Origin of the sequence: Pararhizobium qamdonense, assembly GCF_029277445.1 — a bacterium.
GTDB classification, from domain to species: Bacteria; Pseudomonadota; Alphaproteobacteria; order Rhizobiales; family Rhizobiaceae; genus Pararhizobium; species Pararhizobium qamdonense.
Genome location: NZ_CP119566.1, coordinates 1,747,555 through 1,762,988, shown reverse-complemented (window position 1 = coordinate 1,762,988; position 15,434 = coordinate 1,747,555). Strand labels below are relative to the sequence as shown.

At 60.2% G+C, this 15,434-nt stretch carries 19 protein-coding genes; 9 read left to right on the top strand and 10 right to left on the bottom strand.

Going from position 1 to position 15,434, the window contains the following annotated elements:
• Window position 1 precedes the first annotated feature (1 nt).
• The 3 genes from PYR65_RS08515 to PYR65_RS08505 all read left to right on the top strand — a co-directional run bounded on the left by PYR65_RS08515 (window position 2) and on the right by PYR65_RS08505 (window position 1,800).
• Window positions 2-157, top strand: coding sequence for a type II toxin-antitoxin system HigB family toxin (locus PYR65_RS08515; RefSeq protein WP_328518507.1), 156 nt, complete (start codon window positions 2-4; stop codon window positions 155-157).
• On the top strand, window positions 150-560 hold the full coding sequence (locus PYR65_RS08510; protein WP_276120652.1) for a hypothetical protein: 411 nt from the start codon (window positions 150-152) through the stop codon (window positions 558-560). Before PYR65_RS08515 ends, PYR65_RS08510 begins: the two co-directional genes overlap by 8 nt.
• A gap of 103 nt (window positions 561-663) precedes the next feature.
• On the top strand, window positions 664-1,800 hold the full coding sequence (locus PYR65_RS08505) for an alpha-hydroxy acid oxidase (RefSeq protein ID WP_276120651.1): 1,137 nt from the start codon (window positions 664-666) through the stop codon (window positions 1,798-1,800).
• On the opposite strand, the gene PYR65_RS08500 is transcribed toward PYR65_RS08505, so the two are convergent.
• The 7 genes from PYR65_RS08500 to PYR65_RS08470 all read right to left on the bottom strand — a co-directional run bounded on the left by PYR65_RS08500 (window position 1,801) and on the right by PYR65_RS08470 (window position 5,714).
• Complete coding sequence (locus tag PYR65_RS08500) at window positions 1,801-2,058, bottom strand: Txe/YoeB family addiction module toxin (protein WP_276120650.1); 258 nt, start codon at window positions 2,056-2,058, stop codon at window positions 1,801-1,803.
• A 27-nt stretch (window positions 2,059-2,085) separates the two neighbouring features.
• Window positions 2,086-2,370 (bottom strand): type II toxin-antitoxin system Phd/YefM family antitoxin, encoded by a 285-nt coding sequence (locus tag PYR65_RS08495; RefSeq protein WP_276120649.1) that lies wholly within the window; start codon window positions 2,368-2,370, stop codon window positions 2,086-2,088.
• A gap of 70 nt (window positions 2,371-2,440) precedes the next feature.
• Complete coding sequence (gene uraH, locus PYR65_RS08490; RefSeq protein WP_276120648.1) at window positions 2,441-2,803, bottom strand: hydroxyisourate hydrolase; 363 nt, start codon at window positions 2,801-2,803, stop codon at window positions 2,441-2,443.
• Window positions 2,804-2,819: 16 nt separating this feature from the next.
• Window positions 2,820-3,317, bottom strand: coding sequence for an ureidoglycolate lyase (locus PYR65_RS08485; protein WP_276121005.1), 498 nt, complete (start codon window positions 3,315-3,317; stop codon window positions 2,820-2,822).
• A 36-nt stretch (window positions 3,318-3,353) separates the two neighbouring features.
• Window positions 3,354-3,857: a 2-oxo-4-hydroxy-4-carboxy-5-ureidoimidazoline decarboxylase gene (gene uraD / locus PYR65_RS08480; RefSeq protein ID WP_276120647.1), complete on the bottom strand. Its 504-nt coding sequence runs from the start codon at window positions 3,855-3,857 to the stop codon at window positions 3,354-3,356.
• A complete protein-coding gene (gene puuE, locus PYR65_RS08475) occupies window positions 3,857-4,786 on the bottom strand; it encodes an allantoinase PuuE (protein WP_276120646.1) in 930 nt (309 codons plus the stop codon). The genes uraD and puuE overlap by 1 nt, the downstream gene beginning before the upstream one ends.
• A 124-nt stretch (window positions 4,787-4,910) precedes the next feature.
• Complete coding sequence (locus PYR65_RS08470) at window positions 4,911-5,714, bottom strand: DUF1045 domain-containing protein (protein ID WP_276120645.1); 804 nt, start codon at window positions 5,712-5,714, stop codon at window positions 4,911-4,913.
• A gap of 202 nt (window positions 5,715-5,916) precedes the next feature.
• Between PYR65_RS08470 and PYR65_RS08465 the strand changes: the two genes are divergently transcribed.
• Complete coding sequence (locus PYR65_RS08465) at window positions 5,917-6,306, top strand: PRC-barrel domain-containing protein (RefSeq protein ID WP_060636998.1); 390 nt, start codon at window positions 5,917-5,919, stop codon at window positions 6,304-6,306.
• A 333-nt stretch (window positions 6,307-6,639) separates the two neighbouring features.
• On the opposite strand, the gene PYR65_RS08460 is transcribed toward PYR65_RS08465, so the two are convergent.
• Window positions 6,640-7,782 (bottom strand): NAD(P)/FAD-dependent oxidoreductase, encoded by a 1,143-nt coding sequence (locus tag PYR65_RS08460; protein ID WP_276120644.1) that lies wholly within the window; start codon window positions 7,780-7,782, stop codon window positions 6,640-6,642.
• Between the two features lie 38 nt (window positions 7,783-7,820).
• Here PYR65_RS08460 and mnmD point away from each other — a divergent pair, with 38 nt between their 5' ends.
• The 3 genes from mnmD to PYR65_RS08445 all read left to right on the top strand — a co-directional run bounded on the left by mnmD (window position 7,821) and on the right by PYR65_RS08445 (window position 10,684).
• On the top strand, window positions 7,821-8,573 hold the full coding sequence (gene mnmD / locus PYR65_RS08455; RefSeq protein ID WP_276120643.1) for a tRNA (5-methylaminomethyl-2-thiouridine)(34)-methyltransferase MnmD: 753 nt from the start codon (window positions 7,821-7,823) through the stop codon (window positions 8,571-8,573).
• A 110-nt stretch (window positions 8,574-8,683) separates the two neighbouring features.
• Window positions 8,684-10,270 (top strand): trimethylamine methyltransferase family protein, encoded by a 1,587-nt coding sequence (locus tag PYR65_RS08450; RefSeq protein WP_276120642.1) that lies wholly within the window; start codon window positions 8,684-8,686, stop codon window positions 10,268-10,270.
• A 114-nt stretch (window positions 10,271-10,384) separates the two neighbouring features.
• Window positions 10,385-10,684: a hypothetical protein gene (locus PYR65_RS08445; RefSeq protein WP_060636994.1), complete on the top strand. Its 300-nt coding sequence runs from the start codon at window positions 10,385-10,387 to the stop codon at window positions 10,682-10,684.
• A gap of 50 nt (window positions 10,685-10,734) precedes the next feature.
• Here the strand turns inward: PYR65_RS08445 and PYR65_RS08440 are convergent, their stop codons facing one another.
• The gene (locus tag PYR65_RS08440; RefSeq protein WP_060637077.1) at window positions 10,735-11,181 is read right to left on the bottom strand and encodes a host attachment protein; all 447 of its coding nucleotides are present in this window, start codon (window positions 11,179-11,181) and stop codon (window positions 10,735-10,737) included.
• A 245-nt stretch (window positions 11,182-11,426) separates the two neighbouring features.
• Between PYR65_RS08440 and PYR65_RS08435 the strand changes: the two genes are divergently transcribed.
• Together PYR65_RS08435 and PYR65_RS08430 are read left to right on the top strand one after the other, a co-directional pair.
• A complete protein-coding gene (locus PYR65_RS08435) occupies window positions 11,427-12,527 on the top strand; it encodes a DNA alkylation repair protein (RefSeq protein WP_276120641.1) in 1,101 nt (366 codons plus the stop codon).
• A 304-nt stretch (window positions 12,528-12,831) separates the two neighbouring features.
• Entirely contained in the window at window positions 12,832-14,382 is a 1,551-nt protein-coding gene (locus PYR65_RS08430; protein ID WP_276121004.1) for a DEAD/DEAH box helicase, read from the top strand.
• 146 nt (window positions 14,383-14,528) lie between these two features.
• Here the strand turns inward: PYR65_RS08430 and PYR65_RS08425 are convergent, their stop codons facing one another.
• The gene (locus PYR65_RS08425; RefSeq protein ID WP_276120640.1) at window positions 14,529-15,419 is read right to left on the bottom strand and encodes a DMT family transporter; all 891 of its coding nucleotides are present in this window, start codon (window positions 15,417-15,419) and stop codon (window positions 14,529-14,531) included.
• Window positions 15,420-15,434 lie beyond the last annotated feature (15 nt).

The following is a 15,434-nucleotide window of genomic DNA, read 5'->3' as shown; positions in this document are numbered from 1 at the left end:
TATCGTCAACTCTGAGCGCATCGTCTTCAATATCAAGGGAAACGACTACCGGCTCATTGTTGCCATCGACTTCGAAAAGTCGATCATATGGATTAAATGGATCGGCAGTCACAAGGACTACGACCAACTGGACGCCGCAAGGGTGCGCTATGATTGAGATAAAGCCTATTCGATCTAAAGAGGATTATGAGCTGGCTCTGAACTCCATCGCAGAACTCTGGGGCGCGCCTTCGGGGACACCGCAGGGCGATCAGCTCGATGTTATCGCGACGCTGGTAGACGCCTATGAGCGCGAACATTTTCCTATCGGCAAGCCGAGTGCCGAAGCGATTGCGGCTTTCGACGAGGAGCAGAATCAAGCCAGACATACGACTGTCGAACCGCAGCTGAAATTTCAGATTTTGAAAGATCCAGCCGGGCTTTTCTCATTCCGCCTGCTGCGGGCAACCGAGATCGTACTTCATTCCGAAACGTTCGCAACAAAGGACGATGCGATCCGCACCATTAAGCTTTTGCAACAGGACGCAGCCCATTCGGAAATCATCGACATTGCTGCCTGAGCACAAGAGGTAAAATAATTTTACCTCTTGTCATTTCTGCCCTTAACATCGGTTTCTAAAACATGGTATGGCCGGACCATCCCTTGAGCTGGAAATCTGCGCCATGTCCAAAATCCTCGAAATCAGCGACCTGAAGGCGATTGCCAAGCGCCGCGTGCCGAAGATGTTCTTCGACTATGCCGATAGCGGCGCCTGGACGGAGGGCACCTACCGCGCCAACGAGGAGGATTTCCGCAAGGTGAAGCTGCGCCAAAGGGTGCTGGTCGATATGACCAACCGCTCGCTGGAAAGCACGATGATCGGTCAGACAGTCTCGATGCCTGTCGCATTGGCTCCGACCGGATTGACCGGCATGCAGCACGCCGATGGCGAGATGCTGGCAGCAAAAGCAGCCGAGGAGTTCGGCGTTCCCTTCACGCTCTCAACGATGAGCATCTGCTCGATCGAGGATGTCGCCTCGGTGACCAGCAAGCCGTTCTGGTTCCAGCTCTATGTCATGCGCGACCGGGAATTCGTGAAAAACCTGATCGAACGCGCCAAGGCCGCCAAATGCTCGGCGCTGGTCCTGACGCTCGATCTGCAGATCCTTGGCCAGCGCCACAAGGACCTGCGCAATGGCCTTTCGGCCCCACCCAAGTTTACGCCAAAACATATCTGGCAGATGGCGACACGGCCGCTCTGGTGCCTGCAGATGCTCAAGACCCAGCGCCGCAGCTTCGGCAATATTGTTGGCCATGCCAAGAACGTCTCGGATCTCTCCTCCCTTTCCTCCTGGACCGCCGAACAGTTCGATCCGCAGCTCTCCTGGGAAAATGTCGAGGAGATTCGCAAGATGTGGGGCGGGCCGCTGATCCTGAAGGGCATTCTCGACGTCGAAGACGCCAGGATGGCGGCGCGCACCGGCGCTGATGCGATCATCGTTTCCAATCACGGCGGCCGCCAGCTCGACGGCGCACCTTCCTCGATCAGCATGCTGCCCAAAATCGTCGATGCTGTCGGCCACCAGATCGAGGTTCATGTCGATGGCGGCATCCGTTCCGGCCAGGATGTGCTGAAGGCGGTGGCGCTCGGCGCCAAGGGCACCTATATCGGCCGCCCCTTCCTCTACGGCCTCGGCGCCGGCGGCAAGGCCGGCGTCACGACGGCGCTCGATATCATTCGCAAGGAACTCGACATCACCATGGCGCTCTGCGGCAAACGGGATATCCGCGATATCAACCGGGATGTGATTGCGGAGTGATCAGTAGTGCGACCTGCACTGCACGATGATCAAAACGCGCTTGCCGGCTGGTCCCTCGACTTTATAGACCAAACGATGCTCTTGCGTTATGCGGCGCGACCAATAGCCTTTGAGTTGATTTCGCAAGGGCTCCGGCTTGCCAATGCCTTCAAAAGGGTGGCGAAGCATATCCTTCACGAGTTCGTTGATACGCAAGACGACTTTCGGATCGGTCTCCTGCCAAAAAATATACTCGCTCCACCCAGCCGCTTCCCACATGAGTGACGTGCCGGAACTCACGGGCTGTTAACGCGATGCTTTGGAGGGCGCGTGGTCCCCCGGTTCGATCAGGTCGTGGGCTTCGTATTTGCCCGCCTCGACATTCTCAACGGCTTCCATCAGGCGTTTTGCATTGGCTGGCGTAGACAGCAAATAAAGCGTCTCCATCATACCGTCATACTCTCGCTTATCGATGAGGATTGCCGAGGCCTTGTCGCGCCGCATGATCTCGACGGCTGTTCGATCGTTCGCCACTTCATCCAGCAGGCTGGCCAGCTCGTCTCTCGCTTTTGAAAACATAACCGTGCGCATGTGCATCTCCATCCCAACAAGGACTTGTACGATATGTCGTACAAGTCTCGTGTTTTGTCAAGATTCCAGCTCAACTCCCCCGATAGGTCGAATAGCTGAACGGCGAAAGGAGGAGCGGCACATGATAGTGGCTGGTCTGATCGGCAATGCCGAAGCGGAGCGGAATGAGATCGAGGAAAGCGGGTTCCGAAAGGCCGGTGCCGGTCGCCCTCAGATAATCGCCGGCGTGGAACAGCAGCTCATAGGTTCCGGCTAAGAAAGCGTCGCCCTCCAGCATCGGCCCATCGACGCGGCCATCGCTGTTGGTTTCGACCGTGCGCAGCAGGCGGCGGCCCCCGCCTTCGATGCGGAAGAGATCGATCTTTAAGCCCTTGGCCGGCTTGCCCAGCGCGGTATCAAGGACGTGGGTGGTCAGGCGGCCGGACGTGCTCATAAAAACCTCGTTCAGTTCAGAAGGGATTGGCGATGACGAAAGGCGCGTCGTAAAAGACCTCTTCCAGATTGTTGCCCGGGCCGTCGCGATCGACAACCAGGAAATCGCTCACCGCGCCCACGGCCATCAGCGGATGATGCCAGACATTGCGGCCGTAATTGACGCCCTGTGCGCCCGTTGCCAGAAAAACACGCGGCAATCCCGGCTGTCCGCCCTCATCCGGCGCAACCACCGCAAGCCATGCCCGGCCACTCAGCGGCGAGAAGCTCTGCGAACCCAGCGGATGGCGTTCCATCATCGTCACGGAATAGGGAAAGATGCGCGGCTGGCCGCGAAAAATATTGATGATCACACTGGCGTCCTCGCCGCTGACATCGGCGCGCCCCAGCGCATGAAAACGCTCGGTCGAGCCGCCGTTGATCAGCCGCATCGTTTCCGGATCAGCTTCTATAACAGTGCCGAAAGGTGCAAAAGCCGCCTGCGTCAGCGGTTCGATCGTCAGGAACTGTGGCATCAGGTCGCCGCTGCCGCATGGCATGGCGGTATCGTCTCAGGCATTGTCTTCTCCCGGAAGCAGTGAACGCAAACGCAACAGCGCGATCTTTTCGACCTGCGCTGCCGCCGTTTCAAATTCCTCTTCCCGGCTATTGTCAATCCGCCTTTCGAAGGCAGCAAGAATATCGTCCTTGGTCAGCCCCTTGACCGCAATGATGAAAGGAAAACCGAACTTCTCCGTATAGCCGGTGTTGAGCGCGGTAAACCGCGCATGCTCGGTCGCGCTTAAGCGGTCGAGCCCGGCACCCGCCTGCTCCGCCTTGGAATCCTGTGTCAGCCCCCCGGCGATCGCCAGTTTTCCGGCAAGATCCGGATGAGCCCGGAGAACGGCAAGGCGCTCGGCATGCGAGGCCGCTCGGAATGCCGCAACGAGCGCCTCATGTACGCCGTCCGACGTCAGCGAAATCTCCAGGGTCGCGTCAAAAGCCCGCTCCGCTACCCAGGGCGAATGCTCGAACACGCCGCCGAACCGCGCAACGAATTCATCCCGCGCCGCCATCACAGGCCACCTTCCGGCTTGTGATGTTCATGCCAGTGCCGGGCGATATCGATGCGCTTGGGCGTCCAGACCTTTTCATGGCTGAGGACGTAATCGAGGAAACGCGCAAGGGCTGCGGCCCGGCCGGGGCGGCCGACAAGGCGGCAATGCAGGCCGACATTCATCATCTTCGGGCTGCCATCCTTGCCCTCGGCATAGAGCACGTCGAACGTGTCTTTCAGATAGGAAAAGAACTGATCGCCGGAATTGAACCCCTGCGGCGTTGCAAAACGCATGTCGTTGGCATCGAGCGTATAGGGAATGATCAGGTGCGGCTTGTCCTTGGTGAGGCCCGGCACCCAATAGGGCAACTCATCGGCATAGCTGTCGGAGGAATAGACAAAGCCCCCCTCTTCGATGACAAGCTTCAACGTATTGTCCGAGGGCTTGCCCTGATACATGCCGAGCGGATGCGAACCCGTCAGTTCGGTATGCAGCCGCACGGCATCGCGGATATGCTTGCGCTCTTCGTCCTCAGAAAAATCCTTGTATTCCAGCCAGCGATAGCCGTGGCTGGCGATTTCCCAGCCGGCCTCCTTCATGGCGGCAACGGCTTCCGGATTGCGTGCCATGGCAAGCGTCACGCCATAGACGGTGACATCGACATTGCGGCTGGTAAACATCCGCCACAGCCGCCAGAAACCGGCGCGCGCGCCATATTCGTAGATCGATTCCATGTTGAGATTGCGCTGTCCGGCCCAGGGCTGCGCGCCGACGATCTCGGACAGAAGCGATTCGGACGCCTTGTCGCTGTCGAGAATGCAGCTCTCGCCGCCCTCTTCATAATTGACCACGAACTGCACCGCGATGCGCGCATCGCCCGGCCAGCGCACCTGCGGCGGATTGCGGCCGTAGCCGACGAGATCTCGTGGATAGGCAAGGTCTGTCATCAAATCACCCTTCGAATGTGCCGGAACGGTAGCATCCGCAACCGGAAAATCGAAGTCAAAATGGTAACGGCTTGTGCCCAGATTTGAAGACCTGACTGCCAGGACGAAGTCCGGTATCGACCGCTCAGCAGCTAGCCTGAAGCAGCCGTGCGGCGACCGCCGCTTTCGATTCGGCGATGCGCGATGCGCTGGCGAGTGCATTGGCGCTGGCTTTTGCATTCGGCACCGGCCGATGCGCCGAGAGCTTGCCGAGCGGATGCTGCGAATGCACGCGCAAGGGTGCACCGGGCTCCGGCTCGATGAACAGGGCAATGCTGGAAATTTTCAGCGGCTCGGCGATGACGGGATCGAAGAAATCGCGCAATGCCGTCTCGAAGCGGGCATTGAGATTGGAATTCACCGGCCCCGTCAACATCATGTGAAAGCGAAATTCCTCCATCACATAGGGGTAGCCCCAGCGGTGAAGATTGGAAAACTGCGGTGCCGTCAGCCGGTCCGGGTCCCGCCGCTCGATTTCTATATCGCTCAAGGGCGCGCGAAATTGATCGAAAGCCTGCAGGACGGATGCGGCCAGATGGCTCATCTGTTCGCAAGGGGAAGACGGCGCAAGCCCGAAAAATTCGCCCAGCCGCGCGATTTCCATCTTCGGAATTTCAAAGGGGCTCATCGTGTTGGCAAAATGCATCAGCGATTTCAACAACACCGGCTCGCTGGTTTCATCATGCAGCCGGAACGGCGCCTTGATCGTTCCATGAAACCCATAGCGGCGCGGCACGGCCGTATGAAACGCCAGCTCCTGGCGGCTGAAACCGGCAATTGAAGGCGCCTCCGGAGCTTCGCCGGAATAGACGTTGCGGCCAAGCCAGCTTGCGGCGGCAACCGACAGGGGATCGTATATCGACGGCGTGAAATAGATGGCGTACCGCATCGGCCCGGCTCCGGTGAAACTCGTTCTGGAAGCGGGAGTTAAGTGATTTGCATGACACAATGACGAATAGTCGCGCGCGAAATCCGCCGTGCACACGGTTTCCCAAAAATGTGATCGGATGCGCAACCTGCGGTTCACAAGCGGAACCAACCGGCCTTTCCGCCGTTATCTCACCGGTAGCATTAAAAAATGGAGACGAACCATGACTTACCAGGACAGCACTCTCAAGGATGCCAGCATCAAGGAAACGCATGACCTGATCGCGAGCGACAAGGTCGAAGGCACGCGCGTTTATGGCCAGGATGGAAAACACATCGGTACGATCGAACGTGTGATCCTGGAAAAGCGCAGCGGCCGCGTCTCCTATGCGGTGCTTGGCTTTGGCGGCTTCCTCGGTATCGGCGAAGATCACTACCCGCTTCCGTGGCAAAAGCTGAGTTATGACGAGAGCCTGGGCGGCTATCGCACCGATATCACCCGCGAACAGGTCGAAAGCGCGCCGAAATATCATGGCGACGATGAGTATGACTGGAACAAGGAAAACGGCCGCCGCGTCTATGACTATTACGGCGTGCCCCCGTACTGGATGTAATTTTTTCTGACAAATATGTGTGAAGCCCTGCTCACCGAGCAGGGCTTTTTGCTGTCCGACAAAGGTGTTTACTGACAGTGCCGCAGGCCACTTGGTAAATTGGGTGGGTTGCCAAATTCCCTTCATCCCCACCCTGGTGGGGATCCAGTCAGCTCAAGGACTTGAGCTGAGCGAGTCTTTTGACCCGACGGACGTCGGGTCGCTGGATTCCCGCCACAGGGGCGAGAGTGGAGTATCGCTCTCACCAGACAATCCGATTCCAGGTTTGTCAGCGGCCTGAGCCCTGCTCACCGAGCGAAGCCTTGGCGTTGCAGCTTCTGTTCCCGGACACTTTTACGGCGCCCGCAACAAGGAAAAGTGGCTGCTGCATCGGAACGAATCCGGCAATGATTCGTCCGGCTGTCCTGCCATTTCCGCAATGACGCTTGCCGCCAGCCGGTGCGCCAGCCCAAAGCTGATCTTGAAGCCGCCGGTGAGGGTGTAGAGGCGGGGATAATTCGGATGGCGGCCGGTCATCGGGTCTCGGCCGATCGCTTTGGGGCGCAAGCCGGCCCAGCGTTCGACCACGGGCGCTCCTCCCAGCAACGGAACGACCGCGCGCGCACGATGAAGCAGATCATCGAGCAGATGGTCGTTTGACAGCGGATCGGAAAAGCTGTTTTCGCTGGTGCTGCCGACTGCAACGAGCCCGTTGTCATGCGGCACAATATAGAGGCCGTCCATGAAAATGACCGGCAAGGCGGGATCGAGATCGGCTTTCAACACGGCCGCCTGCCCCTTGACGGCGGTTCCGCTCGATCCGGAAACAGGTGGCTGCTCCAGCCCATCCAGATGCCGGAACGTCTCGGCGCCGGCCGCCAGAATGCACGCGCCGAAGGCAAGCGAGCGGCCATCTGCAAACGTCGCCTGACCGGCAACCGGATCAAGCGCTGCAAGTGCCTGCCCCTCCTCGATCCGCACATGAGGGGACAACCGCAGCGAAGCCGTCAAGACCTGGAGGAAGCGGCGGGGATCGACCCGTGCGGCAAGGGTATCGAACACCAGACCGCTGGCCATGGCCTCGCTTTCCGGCCACCCCTTCGCTGCCGGATCATCCTGGACATGCCAGAAGAACTGCTTTCCTGCCTGCGCCCAGTTGACCAGCGCATCCTGCTCATGGCGAAGGGCGATTTTGCGCAGATGCGGCTTGGGCAGAGGCATCAACCGGCCCGAACGGCGGTAGCCGGCCGACATCCCCGTTTGCGCCTCAAGACCCGCGATCTCCTGCTCGAGTGTGACCAGCGCATCAAACTGAAACTGCTTTTTCACGTCCCACCGGTCCGGCATATACGGCATCAAGGCGCCAAGCACGCCGCCACTGGCACCCGCGCCGATCCGGTCGCGCTCGACAAGCACCGTTTTCAGCCCGGCCCGGTCGGCCATGACGGCCGCCCAGAGCCCCATGATGCCGCCGCCGACAATCAGCAGATCCACCATCGATTGACCTTCTTGCCCGTGGAGATTATCGGTTTGCCATGCCCACCAGAAACCCTGACATTGCGATCACGCCTGAACCCGTTCTTCCGGAGCGGCAGACATTGGAATGGCACGAGGGCGATATGCCCTATTCGCAGGAATTTGGCGACCATTTTTATTGCCGCAAAGACGGACGGCTGGAATGCGGCTATGTGTTTCTGGAGGGCAACGGCCTGCCAGAACGCTGGCGCAAATCAGGGCTTTTCACGATCGGCGAGCTCGGTTTCGGCACCGGGCTGAATTTCTGCGAAACATGGCGGCAATGGAAGCAAACGCGTGATCACGGGGCAAAGCTTCATTTCGTCTCGTTCGAGCGGTTTGCAATGCGGGCTGACGATATTGACCGGGCGCTCTCCCATTGGCGCGAGATCGAACCTGAGCGCCTGGCTTTGTGTGCCCGCTGGCCGGAGGATCCGAAGGGCCGCATCGACATCGATTTTTCGGACGGGATGCATCTGACCGTCATCTGCGGCACCGCATTCGAAACCCTTCGCAACACCCTGGAAAGATTCGACGCCTGGTATTTTGACGGCTTCGCGCCCCGGCGCAATCCCGACATGTGGTCGCAGGAGCTGATGCAGCTTGCCCATGACAAGAGCGTGGATGGCGGCACGTTCGCGACCTATGCCGCGGCTGGTTTCGTCCGGCGCAACCTGCAAGCGGCGGGCTTTGCCGTCGAGCGCAGGCCGGGTTACGGCAACAAGCGCGAAATGCTCTGCGGCGTGAAATCGACATCCGGCGTCGCGGATTAACCGGCCCTTCCAATCCTCTTCTCTTTGAAGGAAATTTGCTGTCGCAAATGGTGGCGCCTTTCCGATGCCGGATATGCAACATGCCTGTCTGTCCAACCGATGGAAAAATCATGAGCGAGAACCCATTTCCGCAAGCCGCCCCGATCGACGCAGACGCGCCTGTGGAACGGCGGCGGCGCACCGGCGGACGTGGCGCGGATCGCTCCCGCAAAGGTTTAAGCAGCTCGAAATATCTCAATCTCGTCAACACGATGGCGAAATCCGTTGTGCTCTCAGACGATGCGCTGGAGGCCATTCACAACGCCTCGCTCACCATCCTGGAAGAAATCGGCATGGATGTGATCCTGCCGGAAGCGCGCGACCGGATGAAGGCTGCCGGCGCTGATGTCACGCCCGGCACCGACCGGGTGCGCTTCGATCGCGGCCTGATCATGGACATGATCGCGTCGGTTCCGCGGGCCTTCACCATGCATGCCAGGAATCCACTGCGCAATGTTGAGATCGGCGGCAACAATCTGGTCTTTGCGCAGATCGCATCGGCACCCTTCGTGGCCGATCGCGAAGGCGGGCGCCGCGCCGGCAACCAGGAGGATTTCCGCAAGCTGGTCAAGCTTGCCCAATCCTATGACATCATCCACACGACCGGCGGCTACCCGGTCGAGCCGATCGATATCCATGCGTCCGTGCGCCATCTCGACTGCCTCTCCGACATGGTGAAGCTGACCGACAAGGTGTTTCACTGCTATTCGCTTGGCCAGCAGCGCAATATCGACGCCATCGAGATCGCCCGGATCGGGCGGGGCATTTCAGCCGCGCAGATGGAAACCGAGCCGTCGCTCTTTACGATCATCAACACCTCGTCGCCGCTGCGCCTGGATGGCCCGATGCTGCAGGGCATTATCGAAATGTCCTCGCGCAACCAGGTCGTCGTCGTCACGCCGTTTACGCTGGCGGGCGCCATGGCGCCTGTGACGATTGCCGGGGCTGTCGTGCAGCAGAATGCCGAGGCTCTGGCCGGTATCGCCTTTACCCAGATGGTGCGGCGTGGCGCGCCGGCCATGTATGGCGGCTTCACCTCGAACGTGGACATGAAAACCGGCGCACCGGCCTTCGGCACGCCGGAATATATGAAGGCCGTCATTGCCGGCGGCCAGCTCGCGCGCCGCTACAACATTCCCTACCGCACCTCCAACACCAATGCCTCCAACACGCTGGATGCGCAGGCAGCCTACGAATCGGCGCTCTCCCTCTGGGCACTAACGCAAGGCGGCGGCAATTTCATCATGCATTCGGCCGGCTGGAGCGAGGGCGGCCTGACGGCCTCCTTCGAAAAATTCATCCTCGACGTCGATATGCTGCAGATGGTGGCCGAATTCCTCACCCCGCTCGACGTCAGCGAGGATGCGCTCGGTCTGGACGCCGTGCGCGATGTCGGCCCCGGTGGCCATTATTTCGGCACCGCCCATACGCTCGCCCGCTACGAGACCGCCTTCTATTCGCCGATCCTGTCGGACTGGCGCAATTTCGAAACCTGGACCGAGGCCGGGCGGCCAACGACGTACGATCATGCCAACCGCGTCTTCAAGGAAAAACTGAACGAATACGAGAAGCCACCGCTCGATCCGGCCATCGAGGAAGAGCTTGACGCCTTTGTTGCCAAGCGCAAGGCAGAAGGCGGCGTTTCGACTGATTTCTAACGGAAATTTAATGAAACTCTAAGGCAACAAAGCCACATTTCAGCGCATTACTATCCTTGTTCGAGCAAGACATGACCGGCAGGCGGCCATCGCCCGAGCATAGGGAACAAGACCATGTTTTCGTTGAGAACAGCACTTTCCACCGGTCTGATTGCCTTGACAATTGCGGGCACCACAATTGCCACCGCCTCTGAGGCCAATGCCCATAACCGTTTCTGGCCGGGGCTCGCCACCGGCGTGGTCGGTGGAGCGATCCTTGGCAGCGCGCTCAGCCAACCGCGCTACTATGCGCCTCCGGCCTATTACGGTCCGGTCTATAATCCGTATGTGGTGGTTGGTGGCTATCCAAGCTGCCACATCGTCTGGCGCCAGAATGGCTGGGGCGATCAATACAGGGTGCGTGTCTGCTCCTGATATCACCCGGATGGCAAGGGGCAGGCTTTGCGCCTGCCCCTTCCGCTAAATTAGTTCTGCATTGCAGCCCGCACCGACGAGATCAGTTTTTCCGTCGGCAGATTGCTATAATCCTTGCTGATTTCGGCAGTGGTCTTTGCCCGCGTTGCGGTTGACAGCATCGAACGCAGATCGCCCAGCGTCTGCGGTGCCGCACACACGACCAGACGGTCGAACGCACCCTCCTGTTCATAACCATCGATCTTGCTGGCGACATCGGCCGTGAACTTCTGCTGCTCCTCGCGCACCGGATCGCTGGAATATTCCATGGCCGAACGGCCGGGTCCCGATGAGGAATGACTGCGGCCCGGCTTGTCGCTCATGATGTCCTGGACACGCTTGGTATCCATTTGAAAAACCTCCTGCTCGGGGCTCTGGGGTCCATCTTTGAGGAAATTCACCCCCTTCAAGAGGCGGGCCTGGTTTCCATCAGCGGCAAGAATCCATGTGGTTGTCATGATCAACTCCTCGAGCAATGTTCATCAAGGCGCCCAGATGTCACCGCACCGGCGGCGGGGTGACTGGACGCCACACGCAACCCGGTCGCCCAAGGCGCGCGACATCTCCAACGCTGCTTGAAAAAGGAAGGTTCCGAAATAAACGCTGGAAAATCCAGCGGATGAGACCGGCATCGGCACGCCGATATCCATGTTCTCGACAGAAAAGGCTAAGCTCCGCCGGGAATCAACACTGGATGATCGCCATGGCCGAACCCTTGAAAAACCTGCTGCACCCGGCCCTGGTGAAAACCATGGCGGACCAAATCGGCGCCCATTCCACAGGATTCGACACACAACGCTTCACCAATCTCGCAACCGAAGACATGCAGCAACTGGAACTGATGCAGCGCGCCATCCAGATCCGCGACGCACTTGCCGCCACATTGCCGCAGGATTTTGAACAGGCGGCCGCCCTCCTCTCCGCCAGCCTTCCCAATGGTGGCCGCACCGGCATGACCGGCTGGGCGCTTTTGCCCGTCAGCCAATTCGTGGCGCAGCACGGTCTTGGCCATTTCGATCTGTCGCTCAGCCTGCTCAAGCAGCTCACGCCGCATTTCACCGCCGAGTTCGGCATCCGGCCCTTCATTCATGCGGAGCAAGACCGGGCGCTGGCCACGATCGGCACCTGGACCACGGACGACAACCATCACGTCCGCCGGCTGGCAAGCGAGGGCACCCGCCCGCGCCTGCCCTGGGCAATCCGCCTGCCCTCGCTGATGCGCGATCCGCAGCCCATCCTGCCAATCCTCACCGCACTTCTGGACGACCCGGAAGACTACGTGCGCCGTTCCGTCGCCAACAGTCTCAACGATATCGCCAAGGATCATCCCGATCTGGTCGCAGCCTTTGTCGGCGGGCATATCGGTGCGGCTTCGCCACAACGCCGCCAGCTGCTGCGCCATGCCTCACGCACGCTTTTGAAGAAGGGCCATGCGGACGCCCTTGCCAATTTCGGCTTTGCACCGCTCTTAGGCATTGCTGCCACGCTTTCAATCGAAACCGGACATGTGAATTTCGGCGACGCGCTCGCCTTCACCATGACCATCGTCAACGAGGGTACGGCGGCGCAAAAGGTGATGATCGACTATGCGGTCCACCACCGCAAAGCCAATGGCAGCCTTGCCCCGAAGGTTTTCAAATGGAAGAGCCTGGAACTTGCCCCCGGCGAGCGCGTGACGATGACGCGAAAGCATGCGATGCGCGCCATCACCACTCGGCAATATTATCCCGGCGGCCACCGGCTGGACATTCTCGTCAATGGCGCGGTGCTTGCGGGCGCGGATTTCCAGCTCGTCATGGCGTGATCCACCATTCTCTTCGCAGCTGCAAAAAACAATCCCTTGACTTTTGGCGGCAAAACAACGACATGAGGCGCAGCGTCACCTTCCGGCCGCCGCGTGAGCGAGCCCTGCGGGATCCAACCGATCCGTAACGAAGGATAAGCGCAACACAGACTGTCTTGCCAAACGTGGCAGGATGCATGCGCTAGACGATTTTAATCAACCCACAAGTTCCCAAATCACGCGGGGTTCTTGACGCGAAGCGAAACCGGAACCGCATGGTGCAGTTCCGGCAAATCTCGTTTTGCGCCCCCGAAAAGGTATGACATTGACCACTTTCAAAGACCTTGGCCTCTCCGAGCACGTGCTTTCGACCCTCGCCTCCCTGGGCTTCGAAACGCCGACGCCGATCCAGGCCGAAGCAATCCCGCTGGTGATGGAAGGCCATGACCTGATCGGTCTTGCGCAGACCGGTACCGGCAAGACGGCCGCCTTCGGCCTGCCGATGATCGAAAAGATGATGGCCGACGGCAAGCGCCCCGACCCGCGCAACATCCGCGCGCTGGTTCTGGCGCCAACCCGCGAACTGGTGAACCAGATCGCCTCCAACCTGAAGGACTTCGTCAAGAAGACCCCGATCAAGATCGGCCTCGTCGTCGGCGGCGCTTCGATCAACAAGCAGTCCGAACAGCTGTCGCGCGGCGTCGATATCCTCGTTGCTACGCCCGGCCGTCTCCTCGACCTCATTGCCCGCAAGGCCGTGACGCTCACCCAGGCCCGCTACCTCGTTCTCGACGAAGCCGACCAGATGCTGGACCTTGGCTTCATCCACGACCTGCGCAAGATTTCCAAGCTGGTGCCGAAGAACCGCCAGACGCTGCTGTTTTCGGCCACCATGCCGAAGGCGATCGCCGATCTGTCGGCCGAATATCTGAGCAACCCGAAGCGCGTCGAAGTTTCGCCTCCGGGCAAGGCTGCCGACAAGGTCGAGCAGTTCGTCCACTTCGTCCAGGGCGCCAGCCAGAAGACCGAAATCCTCAAGAAGACGCTGACCGAAAATCCGGATGGCCGCGCCATGGTCTTTTCCCGCACCAAGCACGGCGCCGAAAAGCTGATGAAGCATCTGGAACATGTCGGCTTCTCCGTCGCCTCGATCCACGGCAACAAGAGCCAGGGCCAGCGCGAACGTGCGCTGAAGGCTTTCCGTGACGGCGAAACCCGCGTTCTCGTTGCAACCGACGTTGCGGCCCGCGGCATCGACATTCCCGGCGTCACCCATGTCTATAACTACGACCTGCCGGAAGTGCCCGATGCATACGTTCACCGGATCGGCCGTACCGCCCGCGCCGGCCGCGACGGCATTGCCATCGCCTTTTGCGCACCGGACGAAATCCGCCTGCTGCGCGACATCGAACGCCTGATGAAGATCGACATCGCTGTTGCCAGCGGCGAAATCCCGGCCGACCGTGCCCGCCCGAAGGGTGCACGCGGCGGCAATGGTGCCCGCAACGCCGGACGCCCGGCCGGCAACGGCCATGCCGAACGCCGTCCGCGCCCGCAGGGTGGCAGTGACAACGTGCACCGCGCCGAGCGCTCAGTGCCGAGCCCGTTTGCCGGTGACGATCTCTTGGCAAGCGGCGAACCGAAGAAGCAGCACCGCAAGGGTCAGGGCCCGGCCGCACAGGCCGCCCATGAAAACGCCCTTGCCAAGCGCCCCGGCGGCAACCGCAATGGACGCCCCGGTCAGAAGCAGGGCGAATGGCGCAACCGCAACCACGGCGGCGGCAACCCCGCCGGCGGCCAGAACCGCGAGGCCGGGGCCGGCGCCCAGGGCCAGCGCAAACGCGCCAGCGCAGCCCCGCGCCGCGACGAAGCATAAGCTTTTACACAATAAGAGCGGGGTCCGCCCCGCTCCGGTTTTAAAACCGCTCGCAACAGATGTTGCGGGCGGTTTTTGTTTGTGGGGGATGGCGGATTTTGGCGGCTATCGCTCAAGTCAACCAAACTTGATGTAAATGGCACCTTCTACGCCACAACCGCGACCGGCTTGCGGTTGGTGAGGTAAACCCCGGCCACCGCGATCACCGTGCCGGCGATCATCGGCAGTGTCAGGGCTTCGTCAAACAGCAGCCAGGCTTGCACTGCGGCGAGCGGGGGCACGAGGTAGATGAGCGAGGCGGCCTTGGAGACCTGGCCGCGGCGGATGAGGTAGAGCAGAAGTGCGATCGCGCCCATCGATAGGCCGAGCACCGCCCAGGCAAGAGCCGCAAATAGCTGCACGCTCCAGATGATCCGCATCTCCTCCAGCAGGAAGGCGGCGGGGATGGTGACGATCAGGGCGCCGACATATTGCAGCGCCGCCGTCGAGCGGATGTCGCCGTCCTGCAGATACTGTTTCTGATAGATCGTGCCGTAGGTGGCGGCTGCCATGCCGAGGACGTTGATAAAAACCGGAAACAGCTGGATCGGCGTCATGCCGGTATCGATCGTCAGCACCTTGGGTATGACGGCAAGCGCGATGCCGAGAAAGCCGAGTGTCAATCCTATCTTCTGCTGGCCAGACAGCTTTTCGCCGATCAGGGCGGGTGCTGCAACCGCCGTCATCAGCGGCTGCAGGCCGGCGATGATGCCGGAAATTGCTGCCGGAACGCCCTGCCCGATCGCCCACCAGACCGCGCCCAGATAGAGCCCGTGCAAAAACACGCCGGAGATGACGGCATGTCCGGCCATCCCCCATGTCTTTGGCCATACGGCGCCGGTAACGAAACAGAAGCCGATGAACAGTACCGTTGCAAAGAGGTAGCGCAACACCAGGAATGTCAGCGGATCGGCATAGATGTCGGCATATTTCGCCATCACCCATCCGGTCGACCAGAGCAGAACGAAAATGGCCGGAGCCAGGCGGTCAAGGGTCATGGGGGCTTCCTGATG

Bases quoted from the DNA above. Each gene is read 5' to 3' on its own strand.
- PYR65_RS08510 (WP_276120652.1), top strand. From the start codon at position 150: ATGATTGAGATAAAGCCTATTCGATCTAAAGAGGATTATGAGCTGGCT.
- mnmD (WP_276120643.1), top strand. From the start codon at position 7,821: ATGCCCACCAGAAACCCTGACATTGCGATCACGCCTGAACCCGTTCTT.
- PYR65_RS08505 (WP_276120651.1), top strand. From the start codon at position 664: ATGTCCAAAATCCTCGAAATCAGCGACCTGAAGGCGATTGCCAAGCGC.
- uraH (WP_276120648.1), bottom strand. From the start codon at position 2,803: ATGAGCACGTCCGGCCGCCTGACCACCCACGTCCTTGATACCGCGCTG.
- PYR65_RS08425 (WP_276120640.1), bottom strand. From the start codon at position 15,419: ATGACCCTTGACCGCCTGGCTCCGGCCATTTTCGTTCTGCTCTGGTCG.
- PYR65_RS08435 (WP_276120641.1), top strand. From the start codon at position 11,427: ATGGCCGAACCCTTGAAAAACCTGCTGCACCCGGCCCTGGTGAAAACC.
- PYR65_RS08485 (WP_276121005.1), bottom strand. From the start codon at position 3,317: ATGCCACAGTTCCTGACGATCGAACCGCTGACGCAGGCGGCTTTTGCA.
- PYR65_RS08500 (WP_276120650.1), bottom strand. From the start codon at position 2,058: ATGTGGGAAGCGGCTGGGTGGAGCGAGTATATTTTTTGGCAGGAGACC.
- PYR65_RS08470 (WP_276120645.1), bottom strand. From the start codon at position 5,714: ATGCGGTACGCCATCTATTTCACGCCGTCGATATACGATCCCCTGTCG.
- uraD (WP_276120647.1), bottom strand. From the start codon at position 3,857: ATGGCGGCGCGGGATGAATTCGTTGCGCGGTTCGGCGGCGTGTTCGAG.
- PYR65_RS08495 (WP_276120649.1), bottom strand. From the start codon at position 2,370: ATGCGCACGGTTATGTTTTCAAAAGCGAGAGACGAGCTGGCCAGCCTG.
- PYR65_RS08460 (WP_276120644.1), bottom strand. From the start codon at position 7,782: ATGGTGGATCTGCTGATTGTCGGCGGCGGCATCATGGGGCTCTGGGCG.
- PYR65_RS08465 (WP_060636998.1), top strand. From the start codon at position 5,917: ATGACTTACCAGGACAGCACTCTCAAGGATGCCAGCATCAAGGAAACG.
- PYR65_RS08450 (WP_276120642.1), top strand. From the start codon at position 8,684: ATGAGCGAGAACCCATTTCCGCAAGCCGCCCCGATCGACGCAGACGCG.
- PYR65_RS08445 (WP_060636994.1), top strand. From the start codon at position 10,385: ATGTTTTCGTTGAGAACAGCACTTTCCACCGGTCTGATTGCCTTGACA.
- PYR65_RS08440 (WP_060637077.1), bottom strand. From the start codon at position 11,181: ATGACAACCACATGGATTCTTGCCGCTGATGGAAACCAGGCCCGCCTC.
- puuE (WP_276120646.1), bottom strand. From the start codon at position 4,786: ATGACAGACCTTGCCTATCCACGAGATCTCGTCGGCTACGGCCGCAAT.